This is a genomic window from Castellaniella sp. MT123 (assembly GCF_039614765.1).
Classification (GTDB): domain Bacteria; phylum Pseudomonadota; class Gammaproteobacteria; order Burkholderiales; family Burkholderiaceae_B; genus Castellaniella.
The window spans coordinates 388,250-413,807 of the sequence record NZ_CP154879.1 but is presented as its reverse complement, the minus strand read 5'-3'; the positions used below and the strand labels follow the sequence as shown (position 1 = coordinate 413,807).

Annotated in this window: 19 protein-coding genes and 1 pseudogene; 12 read left to right on the top strand and 8 right to left on the bottom strand. The window is 65.5% G+C overall.

Features of this window, described 5'->3' with window-relative positions; all coding sequences use genetic code 11:
- Positions 1-71 precede the first annotated feature (71 nt).
- Complete coding sequence (locus ABCV34_RS01880) at positions 72-878, top strand: outer membrane protein assembly factor BamD (RefSeq protein ID WP_345798664.1); 807 nt, start codon at positions 72-74, stop codon at positions 876-878.
- On the opposite strand, the gene ABCV34_RS01875 is transcribed toward ABCV34_RS01880, so the two are convergent.
- Positions 865-2,844, bottom strand: coding sequence for an ATP-dependent DNA helicase (locus ABCV34_RS01875; protein ID WP_345798663.1), 1,980 nt, complete (start codon positions 2,842-2,844; stop codon positions 865-867). The genes ABCV34_RS01880 and ABCV34_RS01875 overlap by 14 nt on opposite strands.
- A gap of 141 nt (positions 2,845-2,985) precedes the next feature.
- On the opposite strand from ABCV34_RS01875, the gene ABCV34_RS01870 reads away from it, so the two are divergent.
- From ABCV34_RS01870 to ABCV34_RS01825, 10 genes and pseudogenes are all read left to right on the top strand, one after another.
- Positions 2,986-5,358: a Tex family protein gene (locus ABCV34_RS01870; protein WP_345797576.1), complete on the top strand. Its 2,373-nt coding sequence runs from the start codon at positions 2,986-2,988 to the stop codon at positions 5,356-5,358.
- Between the two features lie 126 nt (positions 5,359-5,484).
- Entirely contained in the window at positions 5,485-7,239 is a 1,755-nt protein-coding gene (locus ABCV34_RS01865) for an alpha/beta fold hydrolase (protein WP_345797575.1), read from the top strand.
- Positions 7,240-7,242: 3 nt separating this feature from the next.
- A complete protein-coding gene (locus ABCV34_RS01860) occupies positions 7,243-8,772 on the top strand; it encodes an efflux transporter outer membrane subunit (protein ID WP_345797574.1) in 1,530 nt (509 codons plus the stop codon).
- Between the two features lie 5 nt (positions 8,773-8,777).
- Positions 8,778-9,854, top strand: coding sequence for an HlyD family efflux transporter periplasmic adaptor subunit (locus tag ABCV34_RS01855; protein ID WP_345797573.1), 1,077 nt, complete (start codon positions 8,778-8,780; stop codon positions 9,852-9,854).
- 4 nt (positions 9,855-9,858) lie between these two features.
- Positions 9,859-12,615: a ribosome-associated ATPase/putative transporter RbbA gene (gene rbbA, locus ABCV34_RS01850; RefSeq protein WP_345797572.1), complete on the top strand. Its 2,757-nt coding sequence runs from the start codon at positions 9,859-9,861 to the stop codon at positions 12,613-12,615.
- 1 nt (position 12,616) lies between these two features.
- On the top strand, positions 12,617-13,750 hold the full coding sequence (locus ABCV34_RS01845) for an ABC transporter permease (RefSeq protein WP_345797571.1): 1,134 nt from the start codon (positions 12,617-12,619) through the stop codon (positions 13,748-13,750).
- A gap of 21 nt (positions 13,751-13,771) precedes the next feature.
- Positions 13,772-14,518 carry an acetoacetyl-CoA reductase gene (gene phbB / locus ABCV34_RS01840; protein WP_345797570.1) on the top strand — a complete coding sequence of 249 codons (747 nt, stop codon included), beginning with the start codon at positions 13,772-13,774 and terminating at the stop codon, positions 14,516-14,518.
- 57 nt (positions 14,519-14,575) lie between these two features.
- A pseudogene (locus tag ABCV34_RS01835) lies at positions 14,576-15,481 on the top strand (bifunctional enoyl-CoA hydratase/phosphate acetyltransferase); the annotation flags it as partial.
- Positions 15,478-16,677 carry an acetate/propionate family kinase gene (locus ABCV34_RS01830; RefSeq protein ID WP_345797569.1) on the top strand — a complete coding sequence of 400 codons (1,200 nt, stop codon included), beginning with the start codon at positions 15,478-15,480 and terminating at the stop codon, positions 16,675-16,677. The pseudogene ABCV34_RS01835 and the gene ABCV34_RS01830, both read left to right, overlap by 4 nt.
- A gap of 37 nt (positions 16,678-16,714) precedes the next feature.
- Positions 16,715-16,882 carry a hypothetical protein gene (locus ABCV34_RS01825; RefSeq protein ID WP_345797568.1) on the top strand — a complete coding sequence of 56 codons (168 nt, stop codon included), beginning with the start codon at positions 16,715-16,717 and terminating at the stop codon, positions 16,880-16,882.
- Between the two features lie 16 nt (positions 16,883-16,898).
- Here the strand turns inward: ABCV34_RS01825 and ABCV34_RS01820 are convergent, their stop codons facing one another.
- The 6 genes from ABCV34_RS01820 to ABCV34_RS01795 all read right to left on the bottom strand — a co-directional run bounded on the left by ABCV34_RS01820 (position 16,899) and on the right by ABCV34_RS01795 (position 23,604).
- Positions 16,899-17,852 carry an FAD:protein FMN transferase gene (locus ABCV34_RS01820; protein WP_345797567.1) on the bottom strand — a complete coding sequence of 318 codons (954 nt, stop codon included), beginning with the start codon at positions 17,850-17,852 and terminating at the stop codon, positions 16,899-16,901.
- Positions 17,833-20,037, bottom strand: a complete 2,205-nt coding sequence (locus tag ABCV34_RS01815) for a PepSY domain-containing protein (protein ID WP_345797566.1) — start codon at positions 20,035-20,037, stop codon at positions 17,833-17,835. Before ABCV34_RS01815 ends, ABCV34_RS01820 begins: the two co-directional genes overlap by 20 nt.
- Positions 20,038-20,042: 5 nt before the next feature.
- Complete coding sequence (locus ABCV34_RS01810; RefSeq protein ID WP_345797565.1) at positions 20,043-20,519, bottom strand: DUF2271 domain-containing protein; 477 nt, start codon at positions 20,517-20,519, stop codon at positions 20,043-20,045.
- Between the two features lie 28 nt (positions 20,520-20,547).
- On the bottom strand, positions 20,548-20,991 hold the full coding sequence (locus ABCV34_RS01805; RefSeq protein WP_345797564.1) for a PepSY domain-containing protein: 444 nt from the start codon (positions 20,989-20,991) through the stop codon (positions 20,548-20,550).
- Between the two features lie 194 nt (positions 20,992-21,185).
- A complete protein-coding gene (locus tag ABCV34_RS01800) occupies positions 21,186-22,406 on the bottom strand; it encodes a CaiB/BaiF CoA-transferase family protein (RefSeq protein ID WP_345797562.1) in 1,221 nt (406 codons plus the stop codon).
- A 10-nt stretch (positions 22,407-22,416) separates the two neighbouring features.
- Positions 22,417-23,604 (bottom strand): acyl-CoA dehydrogenase, encoded by a 1,188-nt coding sequence (locus ABCV34_RS01795; protein WP_345797560.1) that lies wholly within the window; start codon positions 23,602-23,604, stop codon positions 22,417-22,419.
- 164 nt (positions 23,605-23,768) lie between these two features.
- On the opposite strand from ABCV34_RS01795, the gene ABCV34_RS01790 reads away from it, so the two are divergent.
- Positions 23,769-24,659, top strand: a complete 891-nt coding sequence (locus ABCV34_RS01790; protein ID WP_345797559.1) for a LysR substrate-binding domain-containing protein — start codon at positions 23,769-23,771, stop codon at positions 24,657-24,659.
- A gap of 11 nt (positions 24,660-24,670) precedes the next feature.
- Here ABCV34_RS01790 and ABCV34_RS01785 read toward each other — a convergent pair whose 3' ends face one another.
- Positions 24,671-25,525, bottom strand: a complete 855-nt coding sequence (locus ABCV34_RS01785; RefSeq protein ID WP_345797558.1) for a TorF family putative porin — start codon at positions 25,523-25,525, stop codon at positions 24,671-24,673.
- Positions 25,526-25,558: the final 33 nt, after the last annotated feature.

Below are 25,558 nucleotides of genomic sequence, written 5' to 3'. Positions count from 1 at the left end.
TCTGCCGACAATGCTAACACCTTGATCAAGGATGCCCCGTGGCCGTGCATGCACCCGTTTTCCTGAAATCCCTGCCGTCCCCTGCCCGACTGGCCCTGGCCGGCCTGTTCCTGGCACTGGTAGCAGGCTGCAGTTCCACCTCCGGAAACGTGGATCCCACCGCCGGCTGGAGCGCCGAGCGTCTTTATAGTCAGTCCCGCACCGACATGAGTGCCGGCAGCTGGTCCGACGCCCGCAAGAACCTGGAAGCCCTCGAGGCCCGCTACCCCTTCGGCATCTACGCCCAGCAGGCCCTGATCGACCAGGCCTACGTCAACTGGAAGGACGAGGAACCCGAACAGGCAAAGGCCGCCATCGACCGATTCATGCAGCAGTATCCGAACCATCCGGGAACCGACTACATGCTCTACCTGAAGGGCATGATCACCTTCACGCCGCCCAGCGCGATCCTGTCGAACATCACCCGCCAGGACCCCAGCGAGCGCGATCCGAAGGGTCTGCGCGAATCCTACGAAGCCTTCAACGAACTGATCAAGCGCTACCCCGACAGCCGCTATACGCCCGATGCGCGCAAGCGCGTCGCCTGGCTGGTCAACACGATTGCCGAAAATGAGGTCCACGTCGCCCAGTACTACTACGAACGCGGCGCCTACGTGGCAGCCGCCAACCGGGCCCAGAAGGTCGTTACCGACTTCGAAGGCGCCCCGATCGTGGAAAAGGCGCTCTACCTGATGATGATCAGCTACCAGAAGCTGGATCTGCCGAAACTGGCCGACGACGCCAAGCGCGTGCTCGACAAGAACTTCCCCAACAGCAAATACTACAAACAGGGCCTGAACGAGCCGAAGAGCTACTGGAACCCGGTCAACTGGCTTTGACGCCCGCCGGCGGGTTCGCCAAAAAATCCAGCGCGACGGCGGCCTCCCGCGTACGCGCGAAGGGCGGCAGGCCCTGCCACAGCAGCCGGCCGTAGGGCTTGTCCACCAGCCGGCCATCACCCACCATCAGGACGCCCCAGTCCTGTTCCGACCGGATCAGGCGTCCAGCACCCTGCTTCAACAGCAGTGCGGCCTGAGGCAACTGGTATTCCATGAAGGGATTGCCACCTTCGGCGCGGCAGGCGTTCAACCGGGCTTCCAGCACCGGATCGTCGGGCGGCGCAAAGGGCAGCTTGTCGATCGCCACCAACGTCAGCGCATCCCCCGGCACGTCGATGCCTTCCCAGAAACTGGTGCTGCCCACCAGCACCGCATTGCCCGCCGCCCGGAAGCGTTCCAGGAGTACGCCCCTCGTGGCCTCGCCTTGGCGCATGACCGGCCGATCCGAGGACAGCAGACCACGCAACAGCTGATCCGCCACGCGATCGACGGCGCGCAGTGTGGTGCACAGCACCAGCACACCGCCGGCACAAGCATCGACCAGAGGCAGCAGCGCCTGGGTGAAAGCGTCGATGAAGCCTGGGTCATTGGGCCATGGCAGGGTACCAGGCACATACAGCAGCCCCTGGGCCCGATAGTCGAAGGGCGAGGACCAACTGGCGGTCTGCGCATCGTGCAGGCCGAGCTGATGCTGAAAATGCCCGAAATTCCCGCGCACCGACAGCGTCGCCGACGTCAGCACCCACGCCTGATCCAGGCGCCGGAATCCGGAAAAAATACGGGCTACCGACAGGGGCGCCCGATGCAGCCGCACGGAATGCTGACTGTGCTCGATCCAGCGCACGGCGGCCTGATCGGCCGGTTCCGGCTCTCCTCGGGGTGGCTCGGCCCACTGCAGCAGGCGCGCACGCAACGTACGTGCTGTGCGGGCGGCGGCGGCCAGATCCGGATGACGCTCTTCCTGCGTGCCCAGCGACTCCGCCAAGGCATCAAGTGCCTGCGCCAACTGATCGAGCGCGAGGTCGAACGCGGCTGAGTCGGGAATCTGGTCGAAGGTCGCCCGCCCGCCGGGCATCCGACCGACAGGCGCGCTGACCAGCCGCAATTCGCGCGCGGCCGATTCCAGCGCCCGGCACAGGTCGCTCCAGCGAACCGTCTCGCGCGCATGGGCCAGGCCTGCGGCTTCGGCCAGGCGGGCGCAGTCCAGCACCTGATGCAGGGACAGGCTTTGTCCCAGGAAGCGCGTCGCGGTCTCGGGCAACTGATGCGCTTCGTCGAACACGACCAGCCGGGTTTCCGGCAGCAGATCGGGAATGCCCTCCTCGCGCAGGGCCAGATCCGCCATGAAAAGCGCATGGTTGACCACCACGACGTCGGCTTCCTGGGCATGGCGGCGAGCCTTCAGCAAGAAGCAGTCACGCACGTAGGGACATTCCTGTCCCAGGCAGTTTTCACGCGTGGACGTCACCCGGTTCCAGATGTCCGCCGTCTCGGGGACGGACGGCAGATCGGCCTTGTCGCCGCTTTCGCTGATCTGCGTGAATTGGCGGATCTGCCGCAGCTGCGCGGCTTCCTCGCGGGACTTGAGTCCGCGCTCATCCTGCTCGAGGCGTTCCAGGTGGTAATGGCAGACGTAATTGCTGCGCCCCTTCAGCAGCGCCACGTTCACCGACATGGACAGGGCCTCGCGCAGGCGCGGGATGTCCCGGCGAAACAGCTGGTCCTGCAGGGTACGGGTCCCGGTCGACACCAGCACCTTGTCCCCGGACAGGAAGGCCGGCACCAGATAAGCCCAGGTCTTGCCGGTCCCTGTCCCGGCCTCGGCAATCAGCACGCGGCTGGTGTCGATCGTTTCCTGGATGGCGGCCGACAGTTCCTGCTGGGCCGTGCGCGGCGCATAGCCCGGCAGTTGCCGGGCCAGCGGACCGTCAGGGCCGAAAATGTCGTTCAGATCGTCAGTCAGCATCAAGGAAACAGCCGGGTCAATGGGTGAAGTCCGGGGATGATACGCCAGGGACTCCATGGCCTGGGGACCCTGGGACATTTATCGCCCGCACGCGTGCTATGGCAAAATGCGCCGCTTGAACCCGCATTTTAGGACGTCCCCATGTCCACGACTTCCCCGACATCATCCATCCATGCAGTCGACCCGGCCCGCGTGCTGCGGCTGCTGACCGCCGAACTGGATGCCCGGCCGACCCAGATCGCGGCCGCCGTCGACCTGCTCGACTCTGGTGCGACCGTCCCCTTCATTGCGCGCTACCGCAAGGAAGCCACCGGCGGGCTGGACGACACGGTCCTGCGGCAGCTGGAAGTCCGGCTGCTCTACATCCGCGAACTGGAAGGCCGGCGCATCGCGATCCTGGACTCGATCACCCAGCAAGGCAAGCTGGACGACACCCTGCAGGCACAGATCCTGGCCGCCGACAGCAAGCAGCGGCTGGAGGACCTGTACGCCCCCTACAAACCCAAACGCCGCACCCGTGCCCAGATTGCCCGCGAAGCCGGCCTGGAGCCACTGGCCGACCGCCTGCTGGACGACCCCGCCGCGGACCCCGAAAGCCTGGCGACCGGCTACCTGAACGCCGACGCCGGTTTCGCCGATGCCAAGGCGGTGCTCAACGGAGCCCGCGACATCCTGGCCGAGCGCTTCGCCGAGCACGCGCCGCTGCTGGAGAGCCTGCGCAGCGAACTCTGGAATACGGGCCGAATCTACGCCCAGGTGGTTGCCGGCAAGGAAACCGAGGGTGAGAAATTCCGCGACTGGTTCGATTTCAGCGAAACCCTGCGCACCCTGCCCTCGCACCGCATCCTGGCCCTGCTGCGCGGCCGCCAGCAAGGCATCCTGGACCTGCGCCTGGGTCTGGACGCCGAGCAGGAAGCCCTGACGCCGCACCCCTGCATGGTTCGCGTGGCCGACGTGCTGCGGATCGATGCCCGCTTCGACGCCCAGGCGAGCGCGCGTCAGCACTGGCTGGCCGATGTCTGCCGCTGGACCTGGCGCGTGAAACTGCTGACCGCCTTCGAGACGGAACTGATCGGCCGCCTGCGCGAATCCGCGGAAATGGAAGCGATCCGGGTCTTTGCCGCCAACCTGAAGGACCTGCTGCTGGCGGCGCCCGCCGGCCCCAAGGCCGTCCTGGGGCTCGATCCCGGCATCCGCACCGGCGTGAAAGTCGCCGCGATCGACGCCACCGGCAAGCTGCTGGACACCGTCACCATCTACCCCTTCGAACCGCGCCGCGACGTCGAGGGCAGCCTGCGTGCGCTCGCGGCCGTGATGAGCCGCCACAAGATCCCTCTGGTTGCCATTGGCAACGGCACGGCATCGCGGGAAACCGAACGTCTGGTGGCAGCCTTGCAGGAACGCCATCCCGAGCTGAAGTTCGACCGCATCGTGGTCTCCGAAGCCGGGGCCTCGGTCTATTCCGCGTCGGAATTGGCTGCCCAGGAATTCCCGGAGCTGGACGTCAGCCTGCGCGGCGCGGTGTCCATCGCCCGTCGGCTGCAGGATCCGCTGGCCGAGCTGGTCAAGATCGAACCCAAGGCGATCGGCGTGGGCCAGTATCAGCACGACGTGAATCAGCGCGAACTCGCACGATCCCTGGACACCGTCGTCGAGGACTGCGTCAATGCGGTCGGGGTCGACGTCAACACCGCCTCGGCGCCGCTGCTGACGCGAGTCTCGGGTCTGAATGCGACACTGGCGCGCAACATCGTCCAGTGGCGCGAGGCGCATGGCGCCTTCGCCAACCGCCGGGCACTGCTCGAGGTCCCGCGTTTCGGCGACAAGGCATTCGAGCAGGCGGCCGGCTTCCTGCGGGTACCGGGATCGGACAACCCGCTGGACGCCTCCGCCGTGCACCCGGAAGCTTATCCGGTGGTCGAGCAGATCGTGCTCCGGGCCGGCCGGCCCGCAGCGGATTTGATGGGTCAGCCCCAGGCCCTGAAAGGCCTGTCTCCAGCGGACTTCACCAACGAACGCTTTGGCCTGCCGACGGTGCGCGATATTTTTGCGGAGCTGGAGAAGCCCGGCCGCGACCCCCGCCCGGAATTCAAGACCGCCCGCTTCAAGGAAGGCGTCCACGACATCAAGGACCTGGTGCCGGGTATGGTGCTGGAAGGTGTCATCAGCAACGTCGCCAACTTCGGGGCGTTCGTGGACATCGGCGTGCACCAGGACGGTCTGGTGCACGTGTCGGCCCTGGCGGATAAGTTCGTCAAGGACCCGCGCGACGTGGTGCGCGTGGGGCAGACCGTGGAAGTCCGTGTTCTGGAAGTGGACGTGACGCGCAAGCGGATCGCGCTGAGTATGCGCAAGGACGACCCGGAACCGCGGCAGTCCGCGCGGTCGGACAAGCCCGCCACCGGCAAGCCTGGCGGGCGCACGGGTCAGCGTGGCGGGCGGCCGGATGGAGCAGCTGGCGCGCCGCAGGGCGCAATGGCGGAGGCATTCGCCCGTTTGCAGGGCAAACGCTGAATCCCCGCAAAAGACGGCTGGCACGGCAATCACCATCGGCGCGAGAGGAAAATCAGACCGATATCTTGATCTCGAGCAGGACTGGTCGCGGAATTATCGGCTACAAAGTCGATAGGGGGGATCGCCATGTCACCAGTTTCGACCGACCATGTCATCGACACCCAGGCCGCAAGCCGGGAAACGGATCAATATTTCCACGCCAACCAGGCACGCGCCTTTGCCTCGCTGTCGCCCGCGTCGATCAGCCTGGCCTGGCTGGACTGGGCCATGCATCTGGCCGCGTCGCCCGGTAAACAGACCGAACTGCTGCGTCTCGCCGCCCACCACCAGCGCGACCTGGGGCAATACCTGTTCGACAGCCTGCAGGCGTCCGGGAATCCTTCCCGCGCATGCGTCACCCCGCCCGAGACCGACCGCCGCTTCAGCGATCCGGCCTGGTGCCGCTGGCCCTTCAATCTCCTGCACCAAAGCTTCCTGCTGACCCAGGACTGGTGGGAAAAAGCCACATCCGACCTGAGCGGCGTCGATCCGCATCATCAGCGGCAGGTCAGTTTCTGGGCCCGCCAGTGGCTGGACATGGTGTCGCCCGGCAACCGCCTCTGGACCAATCCGGTGGCGCTGAACCGCACCTTCGCCGAACGCGGGATGAACCTGCTGCGCGGCGGCGGCTACCTGCTGGAGGATATCGTCCGCCACCAGGCCGGAATGCCGGCGGCCGGAGCCGACCGGTTCCAGGTCGGCCGGGACGTTGCAACGATGCCGGGCAAGGTCGTCCTGCGCAATGGCCTGATCGAACTGATCCAATACGCGCCGACCACTGAAACCGTGCGCCCCGAACCGGTCCTGCTGATGCCGGCATGGATCATGAAGTATTACATCCTGGATCTGTCGCCGCACAATTCTTTGGTGCGCTACCTTCGCGACCAGGGCTACACGGTCTATTGCATTTCCTGGAAGAACCCGACGGACGCCGATGCCCAGCGCGGCATGGATGACTATCTGCGCGAGGGTTTCTTCGCCGCCCTGGACACGATCAACAGGATCCAGCCAGAGCGCCGTATCCACGCCACCGGCTACTGCCTGGGAGGCACCCTGCTGTCCATCGCGGCGGCGGCCATGGCCCGCGACGGCGACGACCGTCTGGCCAGCATCAGTCTGCTCACCGCCCAGGTCGATTTCAGCGAACCGGGGGAAATCGGCCTGTTCATCGACGAGGCGCAGGTCCACATGCTGGAGGCCCAGATGCTGCGCCTGGGCTATTTCAGCGCCGACCAGATGGCGGGCGCCTTCCAGATGCTGCGATCCTATGACCTGCTGTGGTCGCGGGTCATCCATGAATATCTGCTGGGCGATCGGCGCCCCGTCAACGACCTGATGGCCTGGAATGCCGACACCACCCGCATGCCGGCCCGCATGCATTCGCAGTACCTGCGCCGCCTCTACCTGAACAACGACCTCAGCGCCGGCCGCTACCCGGTCAACGGGCGTCCCGTCTCGGTCGGCGATATCCGCCTGCCGATCTTCGCGGTGGGCACCGTCACCGATCACGTCGCTCCCTGGCGCTCGGTCTACAAGCTGCATCAATTCAATCCGGGCGAGATCAGCTTCGTGCTGACCAGCGGCGGCCACAATGCCGGCATCGTCAACGAGCCCGGCCATCCCCGCCGCCAATATCGCATCCGCACCCGCCAACCGGGCGCCCCATTCCTGCCGCCCGACGACTGGATGGCCTCCACGCCGGTCCACGACGGATCCTGGTGGACCGCCTGGACGCAGTGGCTGGCGGACCGTTCGGGTCCGCTCCAGGCCGTCCCCGACCTGGGTTGCCCAGGCTGCGCAGACCTGGGTGACGCTCCAGGCAGCTATGTCCTGGAGACCTGATCCATGCCATGGCACTCATCCGGCGCCCGCCACGGCCCAGGCCATCGCCAGCACCCTGCCGGGCGCCCCCGGTGGGGACCGCGGCTTGCGCGCGCGGCAGGCGCCGCCGGTCTGCTGCTGACGCTGTCGGCATGCATCAACCTGGCGCCCGAGACCCGGATTCCGCCACCGCCGGTCGCGAACGACTGGCCTGCCGACACCGGGACGACCACCACCCGCGCATTGCGTGATCTGGACTGGTCCCATTATTTTCAGGATCCCGACATCCACCGACTGATCGGCTTGGCCCTGCAACATAATCGCGACGAACGCCTGGCCTTGCTGCGTGTCCGCGAGGCCGAAGCCGCCTACCGCATCCAGCGGGCGGACCTGCCGCCTTCGATCGGCGCTCAAGGCGGCATGGAACGCAGCCGCGTGCCCGGCGACCTCAATCCGACCGGGCAGCCTCAGATCCAGTCACAGTACCAAGCCAGCATTGGCCTCACCCATTGGGAAATCGATCTCTGGGGCCGGATACGCAACCTGAACGAAGCCGCGCTGAATGACTGGCTGGCCACCGACGCCGCCCGCCAGGCGGTTCAGGTGGCGCTGGTGCGCCAGGTGGCCGATTCGGTGCTGGTCTTGCGGGAACTGAATCAACGCGCTTTCCTGGCGGATGAAGCGGTACGCAACCGGCGGCAGTCCCTGGACATCTTCGAGCAGCGCAAGGCGATCGGCTCGTCTTCGGAACTGGAACTGACCCAGGTCCGCACGCTGCTGATCCAGGCGGAGTCCCTGCAGGTCCAGCTGAAACAGGAACAGGCCGCCGCCGTTCACGCCCTGACGCTGCTGACCGGAACGGACCCGGGGATCGCACCAGCCGGCGGCGCCGATCTGGCGTCAACCCAACTGGCGCGACTGGAACCGGGCCTGCCCTCCGAAGTCCTGGTGGCCCGCCCGGACATCCGGGCCGCCGAATACCAACTGAGATCCGCTCATGCCCGGATCGGCGCAGCCCGCGCCGCGTTCCTGCCACGCATTGCCCTGACTTCGGCCATCGGTTCGGCCAGCGCCGAACTCGATGGTCTGTTCGCGAGCGGCAGCAAGGCCTGGACCTTCGCACCGGTCATCGACATCCCGATTTTCACGGCAGGCCGCCTGCAAGCCAATCTGGATGTGGCGGAAGTGCGCCGCGACATCGCCGTGGCAACCTACGAAAAAGTCATCCAGACCGCCTTTCGCGAGGTCGCCGATGCCTTGTCGGTCCGTCAGGGCACGGCCGAACAGATGGCTGTCCAGGCCCGCATGGCGCAGACTCAGGCCGAGCGGGCGAACCTGGCGCAGATGCGCTATGACAGCGGCGCCGCTCCCTACCTGGAGGTCCTGGATGCCAAGCGCGACCTGCTGACGGCCCAGCAACAGCTGGTTCAAGTCCGCCGCGCCTGGCTGTCGAGCCAGGTGGCCCTGTATGCCGCGCTGGGCGGCGGCGCCAGCCGGGTCCTGGCCGCTCCGGTCGTTGGGCAGCCCGCCCCTGCAACCCCATCCGTCCCCTGAGCGATATGAGCCTGACCGACAGAATCAAGAGACCCTGGCCGCTGATCCTGGTTGTCGCCGTCGCGATCGGCGCCTACGGCGCCTGGCGTTGGTCCGGAGACGACGGCCCCGGGCCCGGCTTCATGCAAGGCAACGGCCGCATCGAGGCAACGGAGATCGACATCGCCACCAAGCTGCCTGGCCGAGTCGATCAGATCCTGGTCAACGAAGGCGATTTCGTGAAGGCAGGCCAGACCCTGGCGATCATGAATCCGGATTCCCTGCGGGCGCAACTCGAAGAAGCCCAGGCCCGCCAGCGTCAGTCCGGCCATGCCGTCACCGCCGCTCAAGCGCAGGTCGCCCTGCGGGAAAGCGATGTCGCCACGGCGCAGGCCATCGTCAAACAACGCGAAAGCGACCTGTTCGCCGCCCGCCAGCGGCTGAACCGCTCGCAATCCCTAGTGCGGCGCGGGGCGGCATCGCAGCAGGAACTGGACGACGACCAGGCCCGGTTGCACAGTGCCGAAGCGGGCCTGGCGGCTGCCAGAGCCCAGGTCGTTTCGGCCCGGGCCGGCGTATCGGCGGCCAAGGCCGACCAGGTCGGCGCCGAATCCGCCGTCGCAGCGGTTGCCGCCACGGTGGCCCGCGTCCAGTCCGATCTGGAAGACAGCCGCCTGAAGGCCCCGCGCGACGGGCGCATCCAGTTGCGCGTGGCCCAGCCCGGAGAGGTCCTCGGGGCGGGTGGCCGGGTGCTGAACATGCTGGATCTGGCCGATGTCACCATGACGTTCTTCATGCCCGAGGCGGTTGCCGGACGCCTGGCCATCGGCAGCGAAGTCCACATCGTCCTGGATGCCGCGCCGCAGTATGTGATCCCGGCCGAAGTATCCTTCGTGGCCAGCCAGTCGCAGTTCACCCCCAAAACCGTCGAAACCGCCAGCGAGCGCCAAAAACTGATGTTTCGCATCAAGGCCCGCATCCCGGTCGATCTGCTGCTGAAGAACCTGGAACAGGTCAAGACCGGCCTGCCCGGTGTCGCCTGGGTCCGCACGGATCCCGCGCGACCCTGGCCGGAATCGCTGACGGTCCGCCTGCCCGAGTAAGGCTATGACACTGCCTGCTTTCGCTGCCAGGGTCCGGGAATTGAACCACCGCTACGGCAAAATCCGGGCGCTGGATCATATCGATCTGGATATTCCCGCCGGCTGCATGCTGGGCCTGATCGGTCCGGACGGCGTCGGGAAATCCACCCTGCTGTCGATCCTGGCCGGTGCCCGGGTCATCCAGGACGGCCAGGTCGAAGTCCTGGGAAGCAACATGGCCCGGCGGGGTCATCGCCGGCGGACCTGCCCGCGCATCGCTTACATGCCGCAAGGCCTGGGGAAGAACCTCTACCCGACGCTCTCCGTCGAGGAAAACCTGCAATTCTTCGCCCGGCTGTTCGGCCACGAAGCCGCCGAACGGCGCCGGCGTATCGACGACCTGACCCGCAGCACCGGCTTGCATCCCTTCCTGTCGCGCCCGGCCGGCAAACTGTCCGGCGGCATGAGACAGAAACTCAGCCTGTGCTGCGCCCTGATCCACGACCCGGATCTGCTGATCCTGGACGAACCGACGACGGGCGTGGACCCCCTGGCCCGCGCCCAATTCTGGGATCTCATCGCCCGCATCCGCCGTGGCCAGCCGCGGATGAGTGTGATCGTCGCCACCGCCTACATGGACGAAGCCCGGCGCTTCGATCGGCTGGTCGCCATGGACGCCGGCAGGATCCTCGCGACCGGATCGCCGGCCGAACTGCTGACGGCCACAGGTCAGAACACGCTGGAATCGGCCTTCATCCGCCTGCTGCCCGCCGCCCGGCGCGAAGGATATGCCCCCGTGGAAATCCCGCCGCTGCCGGACGACCGGGCCGGCGACATCGCCATCGAGGCGCACGACCTGACCATGCGCTTCGGGGATTTTGTCGCCGTCGATCACGTCAGTTTCCGCATTCGACGGGGCGAGATCTTCGGCTTCCTGGGATCGAACGGCTGCGGCAAATCGACCACCATGAAGATGCTGACCGGACTGTTGCCCGCCAGCGAAGGCCGGGCATGGCTGTTTGGCCGGGAGATCGATCCCGACGACCTGGACGTGCGCCGCCGGGTCGGCTACATGTCGCAGACGTTTTCACTCTACAGCGAACTGAGCGTGCGGCAGAACCTGGTCCTGCATGCCCGCCTGTTCCACGTCCCGCCCGAACACATCGATAAGCGGGTCCGGACCATGGTGGACCGTTTCGGCCTGACCGAAGCGCTGGACATGCTGCCCGACAGCTTGCCGCTGGGCATCCGCCAGCGCCTGTCACTGGCTGTTGCCATGGTCCATGCGCCCGAACTTCTGATCCTGGACGAACCGACCTCGGGCGTGGACCCGATCGCCCGGGATGAGTTCTGGCGCCTGCTGATCGCGCTATCGCGGCATGATCGGGTCACGATCTTCATTTCAACGCACGTCATGAACGAAGCGGAACGCTGCGACCGCATGTCCATGATGCATGCCGGCCGTGTGCTCGACAGCGACCGGCCAGCCGACCTGGTCCGCAAGCGCGGCGCCAGGAACCTGGAGGAAGCCTTCATCGGCTACCTGCTCGAGGCGGACGGCGAAGCCGCAGCCCCAGTCCCGGCGGTCGAGGCCCCCTCCAGCCTGCCTGCGGCCATCGCCGGCCACGCGACGCCGGCCGCCATGCGGCGCATCCCGCCATTCAGCCTGGCCCGGCTGCTCAGCACCACACGACGCGAATCCATGGAACTGCAGCGCGATCCGGTGCGCGGCACCCTGGCCCTGCTGGGATCCCTGGTGCTGATGTTCGTGATCGGCTTCGGCATCAGCATGGACGTCGAGAATCTGCGCTTTGCAGTGCTGGACCGGGATCAGAGCACCATCAGCCGCGACTACGTGCTGAATCTGTCGGGATCGCGCTATTTCATCGAACATCCGCCGATCCTCGACGATGCCGACATGGACCGCCGCATGCGCAGCGGCGAATTATCCCTGGCCCTCGAGATTCTTCCCGGCTTTGCGCGTGATCTGCTGCACGGCCGCACGGCCGAGATCGGCGCCTGGATCGATGGCGCCATGCCGCAACGGGCCGAGACCATCAAGGGCTACGTCCAGGGGATGCACCAGCAATGGCTGATGCAGCAAGGCCGCGAGCGCCTGGGCGTGTCGACCACCCAGCCGGCCAACTTGCAGACGCGCTTTCGCTACAACCCGGACGTGCGCAGCCTGCCGGCCATGGTGCCGGTGGTCATCCCGCTGCTGCTCATCATGCTGCCCGCCATGCTCACCGCCCTGGCCGTGGTCCGGGAAAAGGAAATGGGCTCGATCATCAATCTGTATGTCACGCCGGTATCCCGCACGGAATTCCTGCTGGGCAAACAGATCCCGTACATCGGCCTGGCATTGGTGAACTTCGTCGTCATGTGCCTGTTGTCGATCACCGTCTTCGGCGTTCCCATCAAGGGCAGTCTGCCGACGCTGGCGGTCTCCGCCATCCTTTACTGCATCGCGGCGACGGGCCTGGGGCTGCTGGCCTCCGCCATGACTCGCAGCCAGATCGCCGCCATGTTCTTCACGATGATTGCCACCATGATCCCCGCCGTTCAGTTCTCCGGCCTGATGGATCCGGTCAGTTCCATGGAAGGTCCGGGCCGCTTCATCGGTCAGATCTACCCGGCCGCCTACATGTTCACCATCAGCCGGGGGGTCTTCAACAAGGCCCTGGAGTTTCACGACCTGTGGCCCTCGATCTGGCCGATGGCGCTGTCCATCCCCGTCATTCTGGGCACGGCCATCGTCCTGCTTCGCAAACAGGATCGCTGACATGAAGCTGCATCGTTCCGTCGACACGATCTGGCGCCTGGGCGTCAAGGAGCTCTGGAGCCTGTGGCGCGACCCCGTCATGCTGGTGCTGATCGTCTTTTCGTTCACAGTTTCGGTCTATACCGCTGCGACAGCGATTCCCGAAACCCTGCATCACGTCCCCATCGCCATCGTCGACGAGGACCAGTCCCCCCTGTCCCAACAGATCACGGCCGCCTTCTATCCACCCCAGTTCATTCGGCCAGCCATGATCAACCATGAGCAGGTGGACCGAGGCATGGACATCGGCCGCTACACGTTTGTGCTGAACATCCCTCCCAATTTCCAGCGCGACGTGCTGGCCGAAAGGACTGCCGAGATCCAGATCAACGTCGACGCCACCCGTATGAGCCAGGCTTTCACCGGTAGCGGAAACATTCAGCAGATCATTCTGGGCGAGATCAATACGTTTCTACGCGGCCGCAATCCGGCGATCGCGCCGCCGGTGGACCTGATCCTGCGCGCGCGCTTCAACCCAGCTCTGGAGAAATCCTGGTTCGGCGGCCTGATGGAGATCATCAACCAGATCACCATGCTGTCGATCCTGCTGACAGGAGCCGCGATCATCCGCGAGCGGGAACACGGCACGATCGAACACCTGCTGGTGATGCCCGTGACACCAGCCCAGATCATGCTCTCCAAGGTCTGGTCCATGAGCCTGGTCGTGCTGGCCGCCGCCGCCCTGTCGCTCAACGGCATCGTCCGCGGCATCCTGCACGTTCCGATCGAGGGATCCCTGATGCTGTTCTTCGCCGGCGCCACGCTTCATCTGTTCGCCATGACAGCCATGGGCATCTGGCTGGCTACCCTGGCGCGCAACATGCCGCAGTTCGGCATGCTGATCATCCTGATCCTGCTGCCCCTGGAAATGCTGTCCGGCGGCACGACGCCACGCGAAAGCATGCCGCGGCTCGTCCAGGACCTGATGCTGGCCGCACCGACCACGCACTTCGTCGAGCTCGGACAGGCCATCCTGTACCGGGGAGCCGGATTCAGCGTTGTCTGGCCGTCGTTCGCGGCGCTGCTGTTCATCGGTTCGATCATGTTTCACTTGTCGCTGCGCCGTTTCCGGACGACCATCGGCAGTATGGCCTGACATCACCCCAAGGAGCCCATCATGTCCACTTCCCATACCGCACTCGTCACCGGCGGCACCGGCGGCCTCGGCCAGGCCATCGCCCGCGCGCTGCACGACCAGGGACACACGGTCCTGGTCGTCCATTCGCCCGGCAACGACCACGTCGCGGCCTGGCTGCAGGCCCAGGCCACCGACGGCTACACCTTTAACGCGTATGCCGCCGACGTGGCCGACGAAGCCTCGTGCCTGGATATGGCCGGACGCATCCAGGCCGACGGCCACCGGCTGGACATCCTGGTGAACAACGCCGGCATCACCCGGGACGGCACTTTCCGAAAGATGAACAAACAGACCTGGGACAGCGTGCTGCGCACCAATCTCGATTCCATGTTCAATGTCACCCATCCTTTCATCGACAGCATGATCGAATCGGGCTGGGGCCGGATCGTGAACATTTCCTCGGTCAACGGCAGCAAGGGCCAGTTCGGTCAGACCCACTACGCAGCCGCCAAGGCTGGGATCCATGGATTCACCAAGTCACTGGCCCTGGAACTTGCCCGCAAGGGCATCACCGTCAACACGGTATCCCCTGGGTATATGGACACCGCCATGGTCGCGGCCATCCCCCAAGAAGTGCTGGACACTCAGATCATTACCCAGATCCCGATGGGCCGCTTGGGCCGGCCCGAGGAAATCGGCGCTCTGGTCGCTTTCATCTGCAGTGACCTGGCTGCCTTCATGACCGGTAGTAACGTGGCCATGAACGGCGGGCAGCACATGGCCTGAGACCACGGAGCACGCATGATCGATCCCTCCACCTCCGAAGTCACCAAGGAAAACAGCCTGCGCACCCTGCTGGCCCGCGTGCGCGACCTGGATCCGATCCGGGTGGCCGTCGTCCATCCCTGCGATGAACTCAGCCTCCGATCCGCGCTGGATGCCCGCCAGGAAGGCCTGATCGAACCGATTCTGGTGGGACCGCGCCCCCGTCTCGAACAGGCTGCGCAAGCTCTGGGCGTGACGCTCGATGGGCTGGACATCCATGAAGTCCCCCATAGCCACGCGGCCGCCGATCACGCCGTGGCACTGGCACGCGCCGGCGAAGTCGAAGCCCTGATGAAAGGCAGCCTGCACACCGACGAGCTGATGGGGGCCGTGGTGTGCGCCGACGGACTGCGCACCAAGCGCCGGGTCAGCCACTGCTACCTGATGCGGACACCCCGTTACCCGCGCCCCTTCATCATCACGGACGGGGCGATCAACATTGCCCCGACCCTGGAACAAAAAGCCGATATCATCCGCAATGCCATCGACCTAGCCCATGCCATCGGGGTGCCCTGCCCCCGCGTGGCCATTCTGGCGGCCGTGGAAACCATCAGTGCCGCCATGCCTGCAACCTTGGATGCGGCAGCCCTGTGCAAAATGGCGGATCGCGGCCAGATCACGGGGGGCCTGCTGGACGGGCCGCTGGCCTTCGACAACGCGATCTCGCTGGCCGCCGCGCAGGTCAAAGGCATTCGCTCCGAGGTCGCCGGCCGAGCCGATATCCTGGTGGCACCCGACCTCGAAAGCGGCAACATGCTGGCCAAGCAACTGATATACCTGGGAGACGCGGCCAGCGCCGGCGTGGTGCTGGGCGCCCGCGTGCCGATCATCCTGACCAGCCGCGCCGACACCGACGAATCCCGCATCGCATCCTGCGCCATCGCATTGCTGCTCGCCCACCACTACAGGAGCACTCCCCCATGACCCACGAAAAAATGTCCCGGCAGGAACTCATCCTGGTGCTGAACTGTGGCTCGTCGAGCATCAAATTCGCCCTCTTCGACACCGCTAAAAGTCCACTGCCCCGGGCCCCCGTCTGGAACGGCAAGGTCCAGGGGATCGGCGGCGAACAGCCGGATTTCGGCGAAACCGGCGTGGCTCCGTTTCCCGTCACCCTCGACGAGACGCATCCCTATCGCAGCGCGCTGGCGATGATCCTGCGGCACATGCGCACGCGCCTGGGCGACGGTCACCTGATGGCCGTCGCCCACCGGGTCGTGCATGGCGGCAGCAAGTACTCCACCCCGGTGCGCATCGATGCGGCCGCCCTGGAGGACCTGCGCGGCTACATTCCGCTAGCGCCGCTGCACCAGCCCTTCGCACTGGAGGCCATCGAAATCCTGCTGCGCGAGCGCCCCGATCTGCCTCAGATCGCCTGCTTCGATACAGCGTTCCATTACACGATGCCGCAGGTCGAACAGATGCTACCGCTACCCTATGGCGCGTGGGAGCGCGGGCTGCGCCGCTACGGCTTTCACGGCCTGTCCTACGAATACCTGTCGATCGCACTACCGGAACGCCATGGCGACATGGCGCATGGCCGAGTCATCGCCGCGCACCTGGGCAGCGGCGCCAGTTTGTGCGCGCTGCACGGCCTGTGCAGCCAGGCCACCACCATGGGATTCTCGGCGCTGGATGGCCTGATGATGGGCACGCGCACCGGATCCCTGGATCCGGGCGCCGTCCTGTATCTGATGGAAATCGAACGGCTCAGTCTGCAAGAGGTCGGCCGTATCCTGTATCACGAATCCGGCCTGAAGGGGGTGTCAGGCATCTCGGCCGATCCGCGCGAGCTGCTGGCCGCCGAAGCGGATTCGCCGCGCGCCCGGCTGGCGCTGGACCTCTATGTCCAGCGCGTCGTGCGCGAAGTCGGTGCGCTGACTTCCGTGCTGGGCGGCCTGGACATGCTGGTGTTCACAGCCGGGATCGGCGAACACAATGCCACGTTGCGCCAGAGGATCTGCGACCGCCTGGCCTGGCTGGGCATCCGGCTGAACGCCCAAGCCAATGCCGCCCACGCCACGACCTTGTCGGCTGCCGACAGCTCGGTTCTGGTCGCCATGGAACCGACCAACGAAGAATGGATCGCAGCCCGCCACGCCTATCGCCTGGTGGCCTGACCATCCCCCCATCCACGTCACACGGAAACCTGCCGCCATGTTCCTCCACAGCAATGCGATTCTGGTCATCTTCATTCTCGGCGTGATCGCCATGTTCATCGGCTTTGGATTTCGTGATCGCAATCCTGGCATCATTTTGCTGGGAATCGGTTTGCTGGCGACTTTGTTCGCCGTGGTCCGCAAAGCGTTCGAAGTCTTCGGCTGACGCCCTGCCCGCGACATCAACCACGACCGAAACGTCCGACGCCCCATTCGATCAGCCGCCCGTCGCGCCGCAGCAGAAACAAGGCATCCAGCCCGACACGCCGGGCCAGCGCCGGACCCTCGTCGGGGCCAGCCACCAACAGCGCCGTCGCCCAGGCATCGGCCGCCATGCATTCGTTCGCCAGGACCGTGACTGAAGCAATCGAATTGCGCACTGGCGCGGTCCGCCGGCCATCCATGGTATGGGCCAGACGTTCACCGCCCACCTGGATCCAATGGCGATAATCCCCCGAAGTCGCCACGGCCAGATCCGCCAGTTCGAGCACCCCATGCGGGGCCCGCAATCCGTCCGTGGGACTCTCCAGCGCCACCGCCCAGGGCCGTCCATCCGCACGGGCCCCGAGCGCCCGCAACTCGCCGTCCAGCGACAGCAAGGCGTGGCCTACGCCATGATCCCGCATCACGGCGGTCATCCGGTCCACCGCATAGCCTTTGGCGATTCCGCACAGATCCAGCGTCATGACCGACTGCTTGCAGACCCGGCCCAGCGTCGGGTCCAGCAGCAGGCCATCATGGGCGAAGCGATGCGCCGACGCTGCCTCGCGGACTGCTACGGCGTCGGGCGCGTCCCGCTGCGCACCGAAGCCCCAGGCATTCACCAGATCGCCGACTGCGGCATCGAACGCGCCATCGCTGCGCCGACCGACATCCAGCGCGCAATCCAACACGTCGAGGATCTCCGCTGGGAGCGTCACCCATTCGCCCGGCGCAGCCCGATTCAGACGCATCAGATCGCTATCCGGCTTCCAGGGCGACATCTGCCGGTCCACACAGGCGACGGCCTGCGCCAGCCCCTGGTACAGGGCGGCATGATCGACGCCGGCCGGCGCCTGGTAGCGCGCCGCCCACCGTGTCCCCATCGTCGGGCCGCTGAGCGTGGATTCGGCCCCGTCAGAACACGTCTTCGGCATAGCGCCCCCTTTCCCGCAACCGATGCACGCTCAAGCCCGCACCGGCCAGGATTCCGTCCAGCACCTCGGCCACCCCGGCAGCCATGGGCCGGCTGCCGCAGACCCGCAGGACCGCCCCCTTGGACACCAGGGCTCGCAGCCGATCGGCATCGCGGCACAAGGCGTCCTGCACATACCCGCCGCCATCCGGCACACGAGAAAATGCCGTCCGCAATCCCGACAGGCGGCCATCCGCCAGCCAGCCCTTGATTGACTTGCCAAAATAGAAGTCTTCGTCCGGATTGCGCGCCCCGAAGTACAGGACCATGGGAACCTTGCGGGTATTGTCCCGGATGAAGCCCGCCAGGGGCGCCACCCCCGTTCCAGAGCCGATCAGCACGACCGGAAGCCGCCGTCCATCCAACTGGAAGCCGGGATTGGCCTTGATGAACGCGCGGATGGAGTCCCCCGGTTTCAGATCGTGCAGAAACCCCGAGCAGGCCCCCCCGGGCATCCGTTTGACGCAGATCTCCAGGAACCCGTCGCGAAAACTGGACGCCAGAGAATAATACCGGGGTACGGGACTGGTGGGCGGCGCGATGCCGACCAAGTCCCCCGCGCGAAAGCGCGGCATGGCACGCCCCCGGATGCGGTCGGACCAACCATAGTCCTGCCAGCGGAAACGCAGCACCACGGTGGCACCGCTGTCACCGGGATAATCCTCGCGGCTGACTAGCTCCAGCGGGACAGTCGGCGGGATATACGGCACATAGTCCGGCGCAAGTGTTTCCCCCAGCGCCAGCGAAAGGGCGGCGGCCCAGCGGTCGAATTGCTGAGCGGACTGCTGGTGGACGCATTCCAGCGGCAGGGTTGCTGGCCAGTCGCGCTGCCGCAGCAGCCGATCCAACGCCTCGGCATAGCCGCAAAACGCGGGGAACTGGCGATCGCCGAAACCCAGCACCGTCACAGGGACGGACCCTGCCGGCAGATCGGCAATCCGGTCCAGTGCCCGGGCCGCATGCGCGGGTGCCTGCCCATCCCCATACGTGGCCGCCAGCACGAATACCTGGCGCGCGGCACCGGGTACCTGGAACTGCTCCAGCGGGGCGGTATGGACGGCATGGCCGTTGCGCAAGAAGGCGTCATGCAGCGCCTTGGCGAACCCCCAGGTGGTACCGCCCTCGCTGGCCACAAAAATCAGGATATCGGCACGCCCGGCGGGCGCATTGCCGGCCAGATGCGGCCTGCGGGCCCGGCCCTGCCGCCAGACCAGGTAGCCAGAAACCCAGAAGACCGGAATGCCGAGCCCCGCCAGGCCCAGTATCAGCGCCCAGAGCCACAGGCCCTGTCCGGTATGCAATGCATAGATCCAGTCATAGATGCGCCGGGACGGCGTTGCGGGTTCCCAGGCGAGCACGTGGCCACTGTGCCGGTCGATCCATCCATCCCCCCAATCGGTGGACAGCCTCCAGACATCCTCGGGGTCATCCGCGGCGGGGAAATTCAGTTTGCGCAAACCGTCGGCCGACAGCGCCCGCAACAGCGGCAGGTTGGCCACCGGAAGGTCGGGCCGCCCATCGGCAACGGAGATCACGTCCGGATCGGCTGCCGAATCCGTTGGAATCAGGCTGAAGGTCGTCGCGCTCATGTACAGCGCCGTCAGCGAAGACAGGGCAAGGATCGGCACCAGGATGCGGCCCGCCACCGCATGCACCCGCTGGGCAGGCGTTCCGCGGACGGGTCTCAGGAGATGGCGCCAGCCCCCAAGGCGCCGCACCAGCAGCAACACGCCCGACACCGACAGCAACAGCATGGACAACGCCACAGCGGCGGCCCCCAGACGCCCCGGATCATTCAGAAAGAACGAACGATGGAGATTGCGCACCCAGCGCTCCGTGGCGGACGCCGCGTAATCGCCCAGCACCCGGCCGTCGGCTGGGTCCACCCGGCTCGCACGCGCCTGACCCCCATTGAAAGAATAGACGACGATGTCCCCCGACGGCAGCCGGCGGATCTCCTCGACCCCCGGCACGTGATCGACGACCCGCTGCGCCAGCAGGGCCACCGGCAGGCCATGGTCCGCCTGAACCGCCTGCCAGGAGTCACGCACCGGGAAGAACGCCAAGATGAGTCCGGTCACCCCGATGAGCAAGGCCAGGGTGCCCGCCCCCAGGCCCAGCCACCGGTGAATCCGCCGCCATTGCATGATGATCACTGAATCCGGTACGTGAAGGACTGGATGAACTGCCGCCCGGCGGTTGCCTTGCCGGCGCCCGCCGTGGTCAGCGGAACGCGGATCTCCGACGGACTGTCGCGCATGTCCTCGACGGCCGCGTCCACATGCACCTCATAGCCGGCATCGAACAGTGCGTCGGCCAGATCCGCCGTGACCTTCAGCGTGCGGCCCTGGCCGACGCTGGCCCCCGTCACGCCATCGACGCGCGCCGCATCCCCGGCCGACAGACGCTTCCAGTCGGTCAAGTGCTTGTAGTATTTGGCCTTGCCACCCGCCACCCACAGCGTGCCAGCGTAAGCACCCTTGGCATCGGTCAGATAGACCGCCAGGTAGGCGCCGTCGCCGCCATAATTCTTCAACGTCGTCGACAGCGTCACCGTGCGGCTTTGAGCCAGTGCGGGGATCGCCAGGGTGGTGGCCGCCAGCAAGGCGGCGATGGATACAGTCTTCATGATGATGCTCCTGTAAGGTCAGTGGAATTCACTCGATCTGGCCACGCGGCGCGGCGCCCGGGCCAAGAAATCCGCCCGGCGGGGCGGAGGAAGCGCCCGAACCCCGGACTGCGCCATCACCTGGACCGGTGGGGTTCTCCGCCTGGCCTCCATCGCGGTCGCGCTTCCGGTCACGGCGGCGATCGTCATCGTGGTCGCGATACTTGATCCTGACGATTTCCAGGGTCTCAGGATCGAGCTTCGCCTTGAAGGACCGGCCATCGGCGTCCCGGGCGCGAATTTCATAGCAGCCGTCATCGATCTTCACGCGCTGCAGGTCCCAGCCCTTGCTGCTCGCCAGCTGACCGACGGCGTCCCGGGACTGCCAGCGACCGACAGGCGCATCACAGTCATCGTCGGCCAGCGCCGGCGCGACGGCCATGCCCAGCGTCGCGGCCATGAGACAGGCGCCAAGTCCTCGGATCATTCGCATGATGTGGTTCTCCCCATCCAAGATGGCTGCCGGAGGGCAGCTGTCGGGGACATCGTAAGGGCCCGGACATTGACACCAGATGAACGGCGGGGGTGGCAGGCGCATCCGCGAATGTAAGCCTTGATGTCGATCAAAGATCCGAATGAAAAACGGCGCCCGAAGGCGCCGTTTCAGGACCTGGCGACAGCCCCCGCTCAGACAACGCCACGATCCCGCAAAGCCCCGATGGCGTCGGGCGTCAGGCCCAGCACCTCTTCCAGGACTTGCACCGTATGCTCGCCGAGCGCAGGCGGCGCCAGACGATAGTCCACCGGGGTGCCCGACAACCGGATCGGGCTGGCGACCAGGGACACCGGGCCCGCTTCCGTCTGCGGCATCTCGATGCGCAGGCCGCGTGCGCGGACCTGCGCGTCTTCAAAGACCTGCTCCACCGCATTGATCGGCCCACAGGGCACGGCGCGCGACTCCAGCGCCTGGATCCACTGGGCGGTAGTCCGCGCCGTGGTCAGATGACGCAGGATGGGGATCAGCTCGACGCGGTGCTCGACCCGCGCGCGGTTCGTGGCAAAACGCGGATCCTGAGCCAGATCGGGGCGGCCGGCCTCCTCGCAAAACCGCGCAAACTGGCCGTCGTTGCCGATAGCCAGGATCATGTAGCCATCGGCGGTCGGGAAGTCCTGATACGGCACAATGCTGGGATGCGCATTGCCCAGACGGCCCGGACTGCGTCCCGTGGCCAGGTAGTTCATGGCCTGGTTGGCCAGACAAGCCACCTGCACGTCCAGCAAGGCCATGTCCACATGCTGGCCTATGCCTGTCTGTTCGCGCGCCGCGAGGGCTGCCTGGATGGCATTGGCGGCGTACAGCCCCGTCAGGATGTCGGTCAGCGCCACGCCGACCTTCATCGGGCCACCGCCTGGCTCCTCATCGGGGCGCCCCGTGACGCTCATCAGGCCGCCCAGGCCCTGCACCAGAAAATCGTAGCCGGCCCGCACCGCATAGGGGCCGGTCTGGCCAAACCCCGTGATGGAGCAATACACCAGACGGGGATTGAGCGTATGCAGGCTGGCATAGTCCAGGCCATAGCGAGCCAGCCCGCCCGCCTTGAAATTTTCCACCAGCACATCGGACTGGCGCACCAGTTGGCGGATCAGGTCCTGGCCCTCGGCGGTGGCCATATCCACTGTGACGGAACGCTTGTTGCGATTAGCGCACAGGTAGTACGCAGCCACCCTGGATTCCTGCCCCTTTTGGTCGGGCATCCAGGGTGGCCCCCAGCCACGGGTATCATCCCCGGCACCGGGACGCTCGATCTTGATGACGTCCGCCCCCAGATCCCCCAGAATCTGCGTGGCCCAAGGGCCGGCCAGGACCCGGGACAAATCCAGGACACGGATGTGGGACAAGGCACCCATCCCCCGCTCCTTAGTTAGCAAATGCCGCAATGCCGGTGATGGCGCGACCCAGGATCAGGGCATGCACGTCATGCGTGCCTTCGTAGGTATTCACCACTTCCAGATTCACCAGATGGCGGGCGATGCAGAACTCGTCTGAAATGCCGTTGCCGCCCAGCATGTCGCGCGCCGTGCGGGCGATGTCCAGCGCCTTGCCGCAGGAATTGCGCTTGATGATGGAAGTGATTTCCACCGGGGCAAGGCCCTGATCCTTCAAGTGCCCGACGCGCAGCACCGCCTGCAGACCCAGCGTGATTTCCGTCAGCATGTCGGCCAGCTTCTTCTGGATCAGCTGATTGGCCGCCAGGGGCCGGCCAAACTGCTGGCGATCCAGCACATACTGGCGCGCAGTCTCGTAGCAGGCCTCGGCGGCGCCCAGCGCGCCCCAGGCGATACCGAAGCGCGCCGAATTCAGGCAGGTGAAGGGCCCCTTCAGGCCGCGCACGCTGGGGAAGGCGTTTTCTTCCGGCACAAAGACCTCGTCCAGCACGATTTCGCCGGTAATCGATGCACGCAGGCCGACCTTGCCATGAATGGCCGGTGCCGACAGGCCCTTCCAGCCCTTTTCCAGGATGAACCCGCGAATGTCGCCGGCCTCGTCCTTGGCCCAGACGACGAACACATCGGCAATCGGGCTGTTGGTGATCCAGGTCTTGGCGCCCGTCAGGCTGTAGCCGCCGGGCGCCTTCTTGGCGCGTGTCACCATGGACCCCGGATCCGAGCCGTGATCCGGTTCGGTCAGGCCGAAGCAGCCGATCCACTCGCCCGAGGCCAGCTTCGGCAGGTATTTTTCTTTTTGCGCCTCGGTGCCGAAGGCATTGATGGGCACCATGACCAGGGAGCTCTGCACGCTCATCATCGAACGGTAGCCGGAATCCACCCGCTCGACCTCGCGCGCGATCAGCCCGTAGCAGACGTAATTCATACCGGCGCCGCCGTATTGTTCCGGAATCGTGGCGCCCAGCAGCCCCAGCTCGCCCATTTCGCGGAAGATGGACGGATCGGTCTTTTCGTGGCGGAAGGCTTCCTGGACACGGGGCTGCAGGCGGTCCTGCGCGTAAGCGCGGGCGGCGTCACGCACCATGCGTTCGGTATCGGTCAGTTGCTGATCCAGCAGCAAGGGATCAAGCCACTGAAACTGAGGGCGGGATGAGGACATTCGATGGACTCCTGGAGAAATGACATGCGCCAACGACATGGGGGGAAATCTGTTGGGCTGAACACGACCGATTGCACGAGTGATTATTCAGCATCCTAATAACTAATCCCCTGCAGGACAATCGATATAAACTGTGTTATCTGTGATTTTTTCTCACTTCAGACATGCGCAAGAGACTCCCCAGCACGATGGCCCTGCAGGCCTTCGAGGCCGCCGCCCGGCACGAAAGCTTTACCCATGCCGCTCAGGAACTGTCCCTGACCCAGGGCGCCGTCTGCCGCCAGATCGCCAGCCTGGAAGCCTTCGTCGGTGTTCCGCTGTTCAACCGCGTCCGGCGCGGCGTGCGGCTTACCGACGCAGGCGAACGCTATGGCCGGCTGGTGCGCCGCCAGCTGGACGCCATCGAACGCGATACCCTGGCAATCATGGCGCACCAAGGCGGCGGCGTGGTCGATCTGGCGGTAGTCCCGACCTTCGCCACCCGGTGGCTGCTGCCCCGGCTGGCGCATCCGGATACACGCTGCCCCGGCCTGCAGGTGAACATGGCCACCCGCACCCGGCCCTTCCTGTTCGACGAGACGGAATTCGATGCGGCCATCTATTCGGGCGATCCGGGCTGGCCCGGCACGCAGGCTCATTTTCTGATGCAGGAAAACCCGGTCCCCGTCTGCAGCCCCAGTCTGGCTGCCGGCCCGCTGGATGCGGCCGACATCGCCGCCCTGCCCCTGCTGCAGCAAAGTACCCGGCCCACGGCCTGGCGCGACTGGTTTGCCTCCACGGGTGTGCCCGCGCCCGGCGACATGGCCGGCACGCGGCTGGAATTATTTTCGATGCTGTCCCAGGCCGCCAGCGACGGCCTGGGCGTGGCCCTGATTCCGCCCTTTCTGGTCCAGCGGGAACTGGACGAGGGCCGGCTGCACGTTCTGAATCCGCACAGTGGCCCAGGACAGCGTGCCTTTCACCTGATCGTGCCGGAACGCAAGGCCGCTGTGCCAGCCTTGATCCAGTTCCGCGACTGGCTGATCGGACAGGCGCGATCCGCCAGCGGGACATAATATCGAAGGGATCAGTAGGCGGCGGTCACCCCAACAATGAAACGGGTGTCTCTGGAATGATCTTCCACATCGTGCCTGCGGTTGGCGCCTGCCACGGTTCCGGACACGGAGACATGCTTGGTCAGGGCATAACTCAACCCCATGCTGTAGTCGAATTTCCCGTGTAAGTCCGCATTATCGAAATGCTGATAGCCAACACCCACCAGGGCGTCCAACCGAGCCATGATGGGTTGCGTATAGGTCAGTCGATAGTACATGTCGCCTTGATTGACATTATCTCGCACGCCACGATAAGTCTTGAACAAGAATCTCTGGTATCCGACCCCCGCATAGACTTCTCCGGAATTCCACGCCCCTTCCCCGGGATAGACGTAGTGAATATAGCCGACATCAAATTTCCAATCATGGGCAAATTCGAACCGATATCCCCCGTATAGGTCCATTTCCACATCCGCATGTTCGAACCGGCCGGTTGAATTCCAATTGCCGATATAGAAACCACTGTCAAAACTATAATCCAGCCCCCCCTGGATGGCGGGGCGGACCGCCTCGTCCCGGCCCTCCTGATCAACGCCTCGATCCTTGTACAAAGACACGACACCGATATTGGCGCTCAATTCCGCATTCGACACCAAAGGCATGAAAAGGGCCAGGCACACAAAAACGCCCCTGACGCCGAAAGACATCTTCATTTCATTCATTTCCAGATTATTGAACCAACAGGTAACGATCAACGGAAAATGGTACCAAGGATGTCCGCCACCACTCCGACCGATCCGGTGCGAGCCAGCACTTTCGTTCCCATCATCTTGATGATTGTCATCAGCAAAAAAACCGGCAACGCCAGCAACACCCCACATCCGCATGTGCGCATCGTGTGGCGCTGCAATCCATTATCG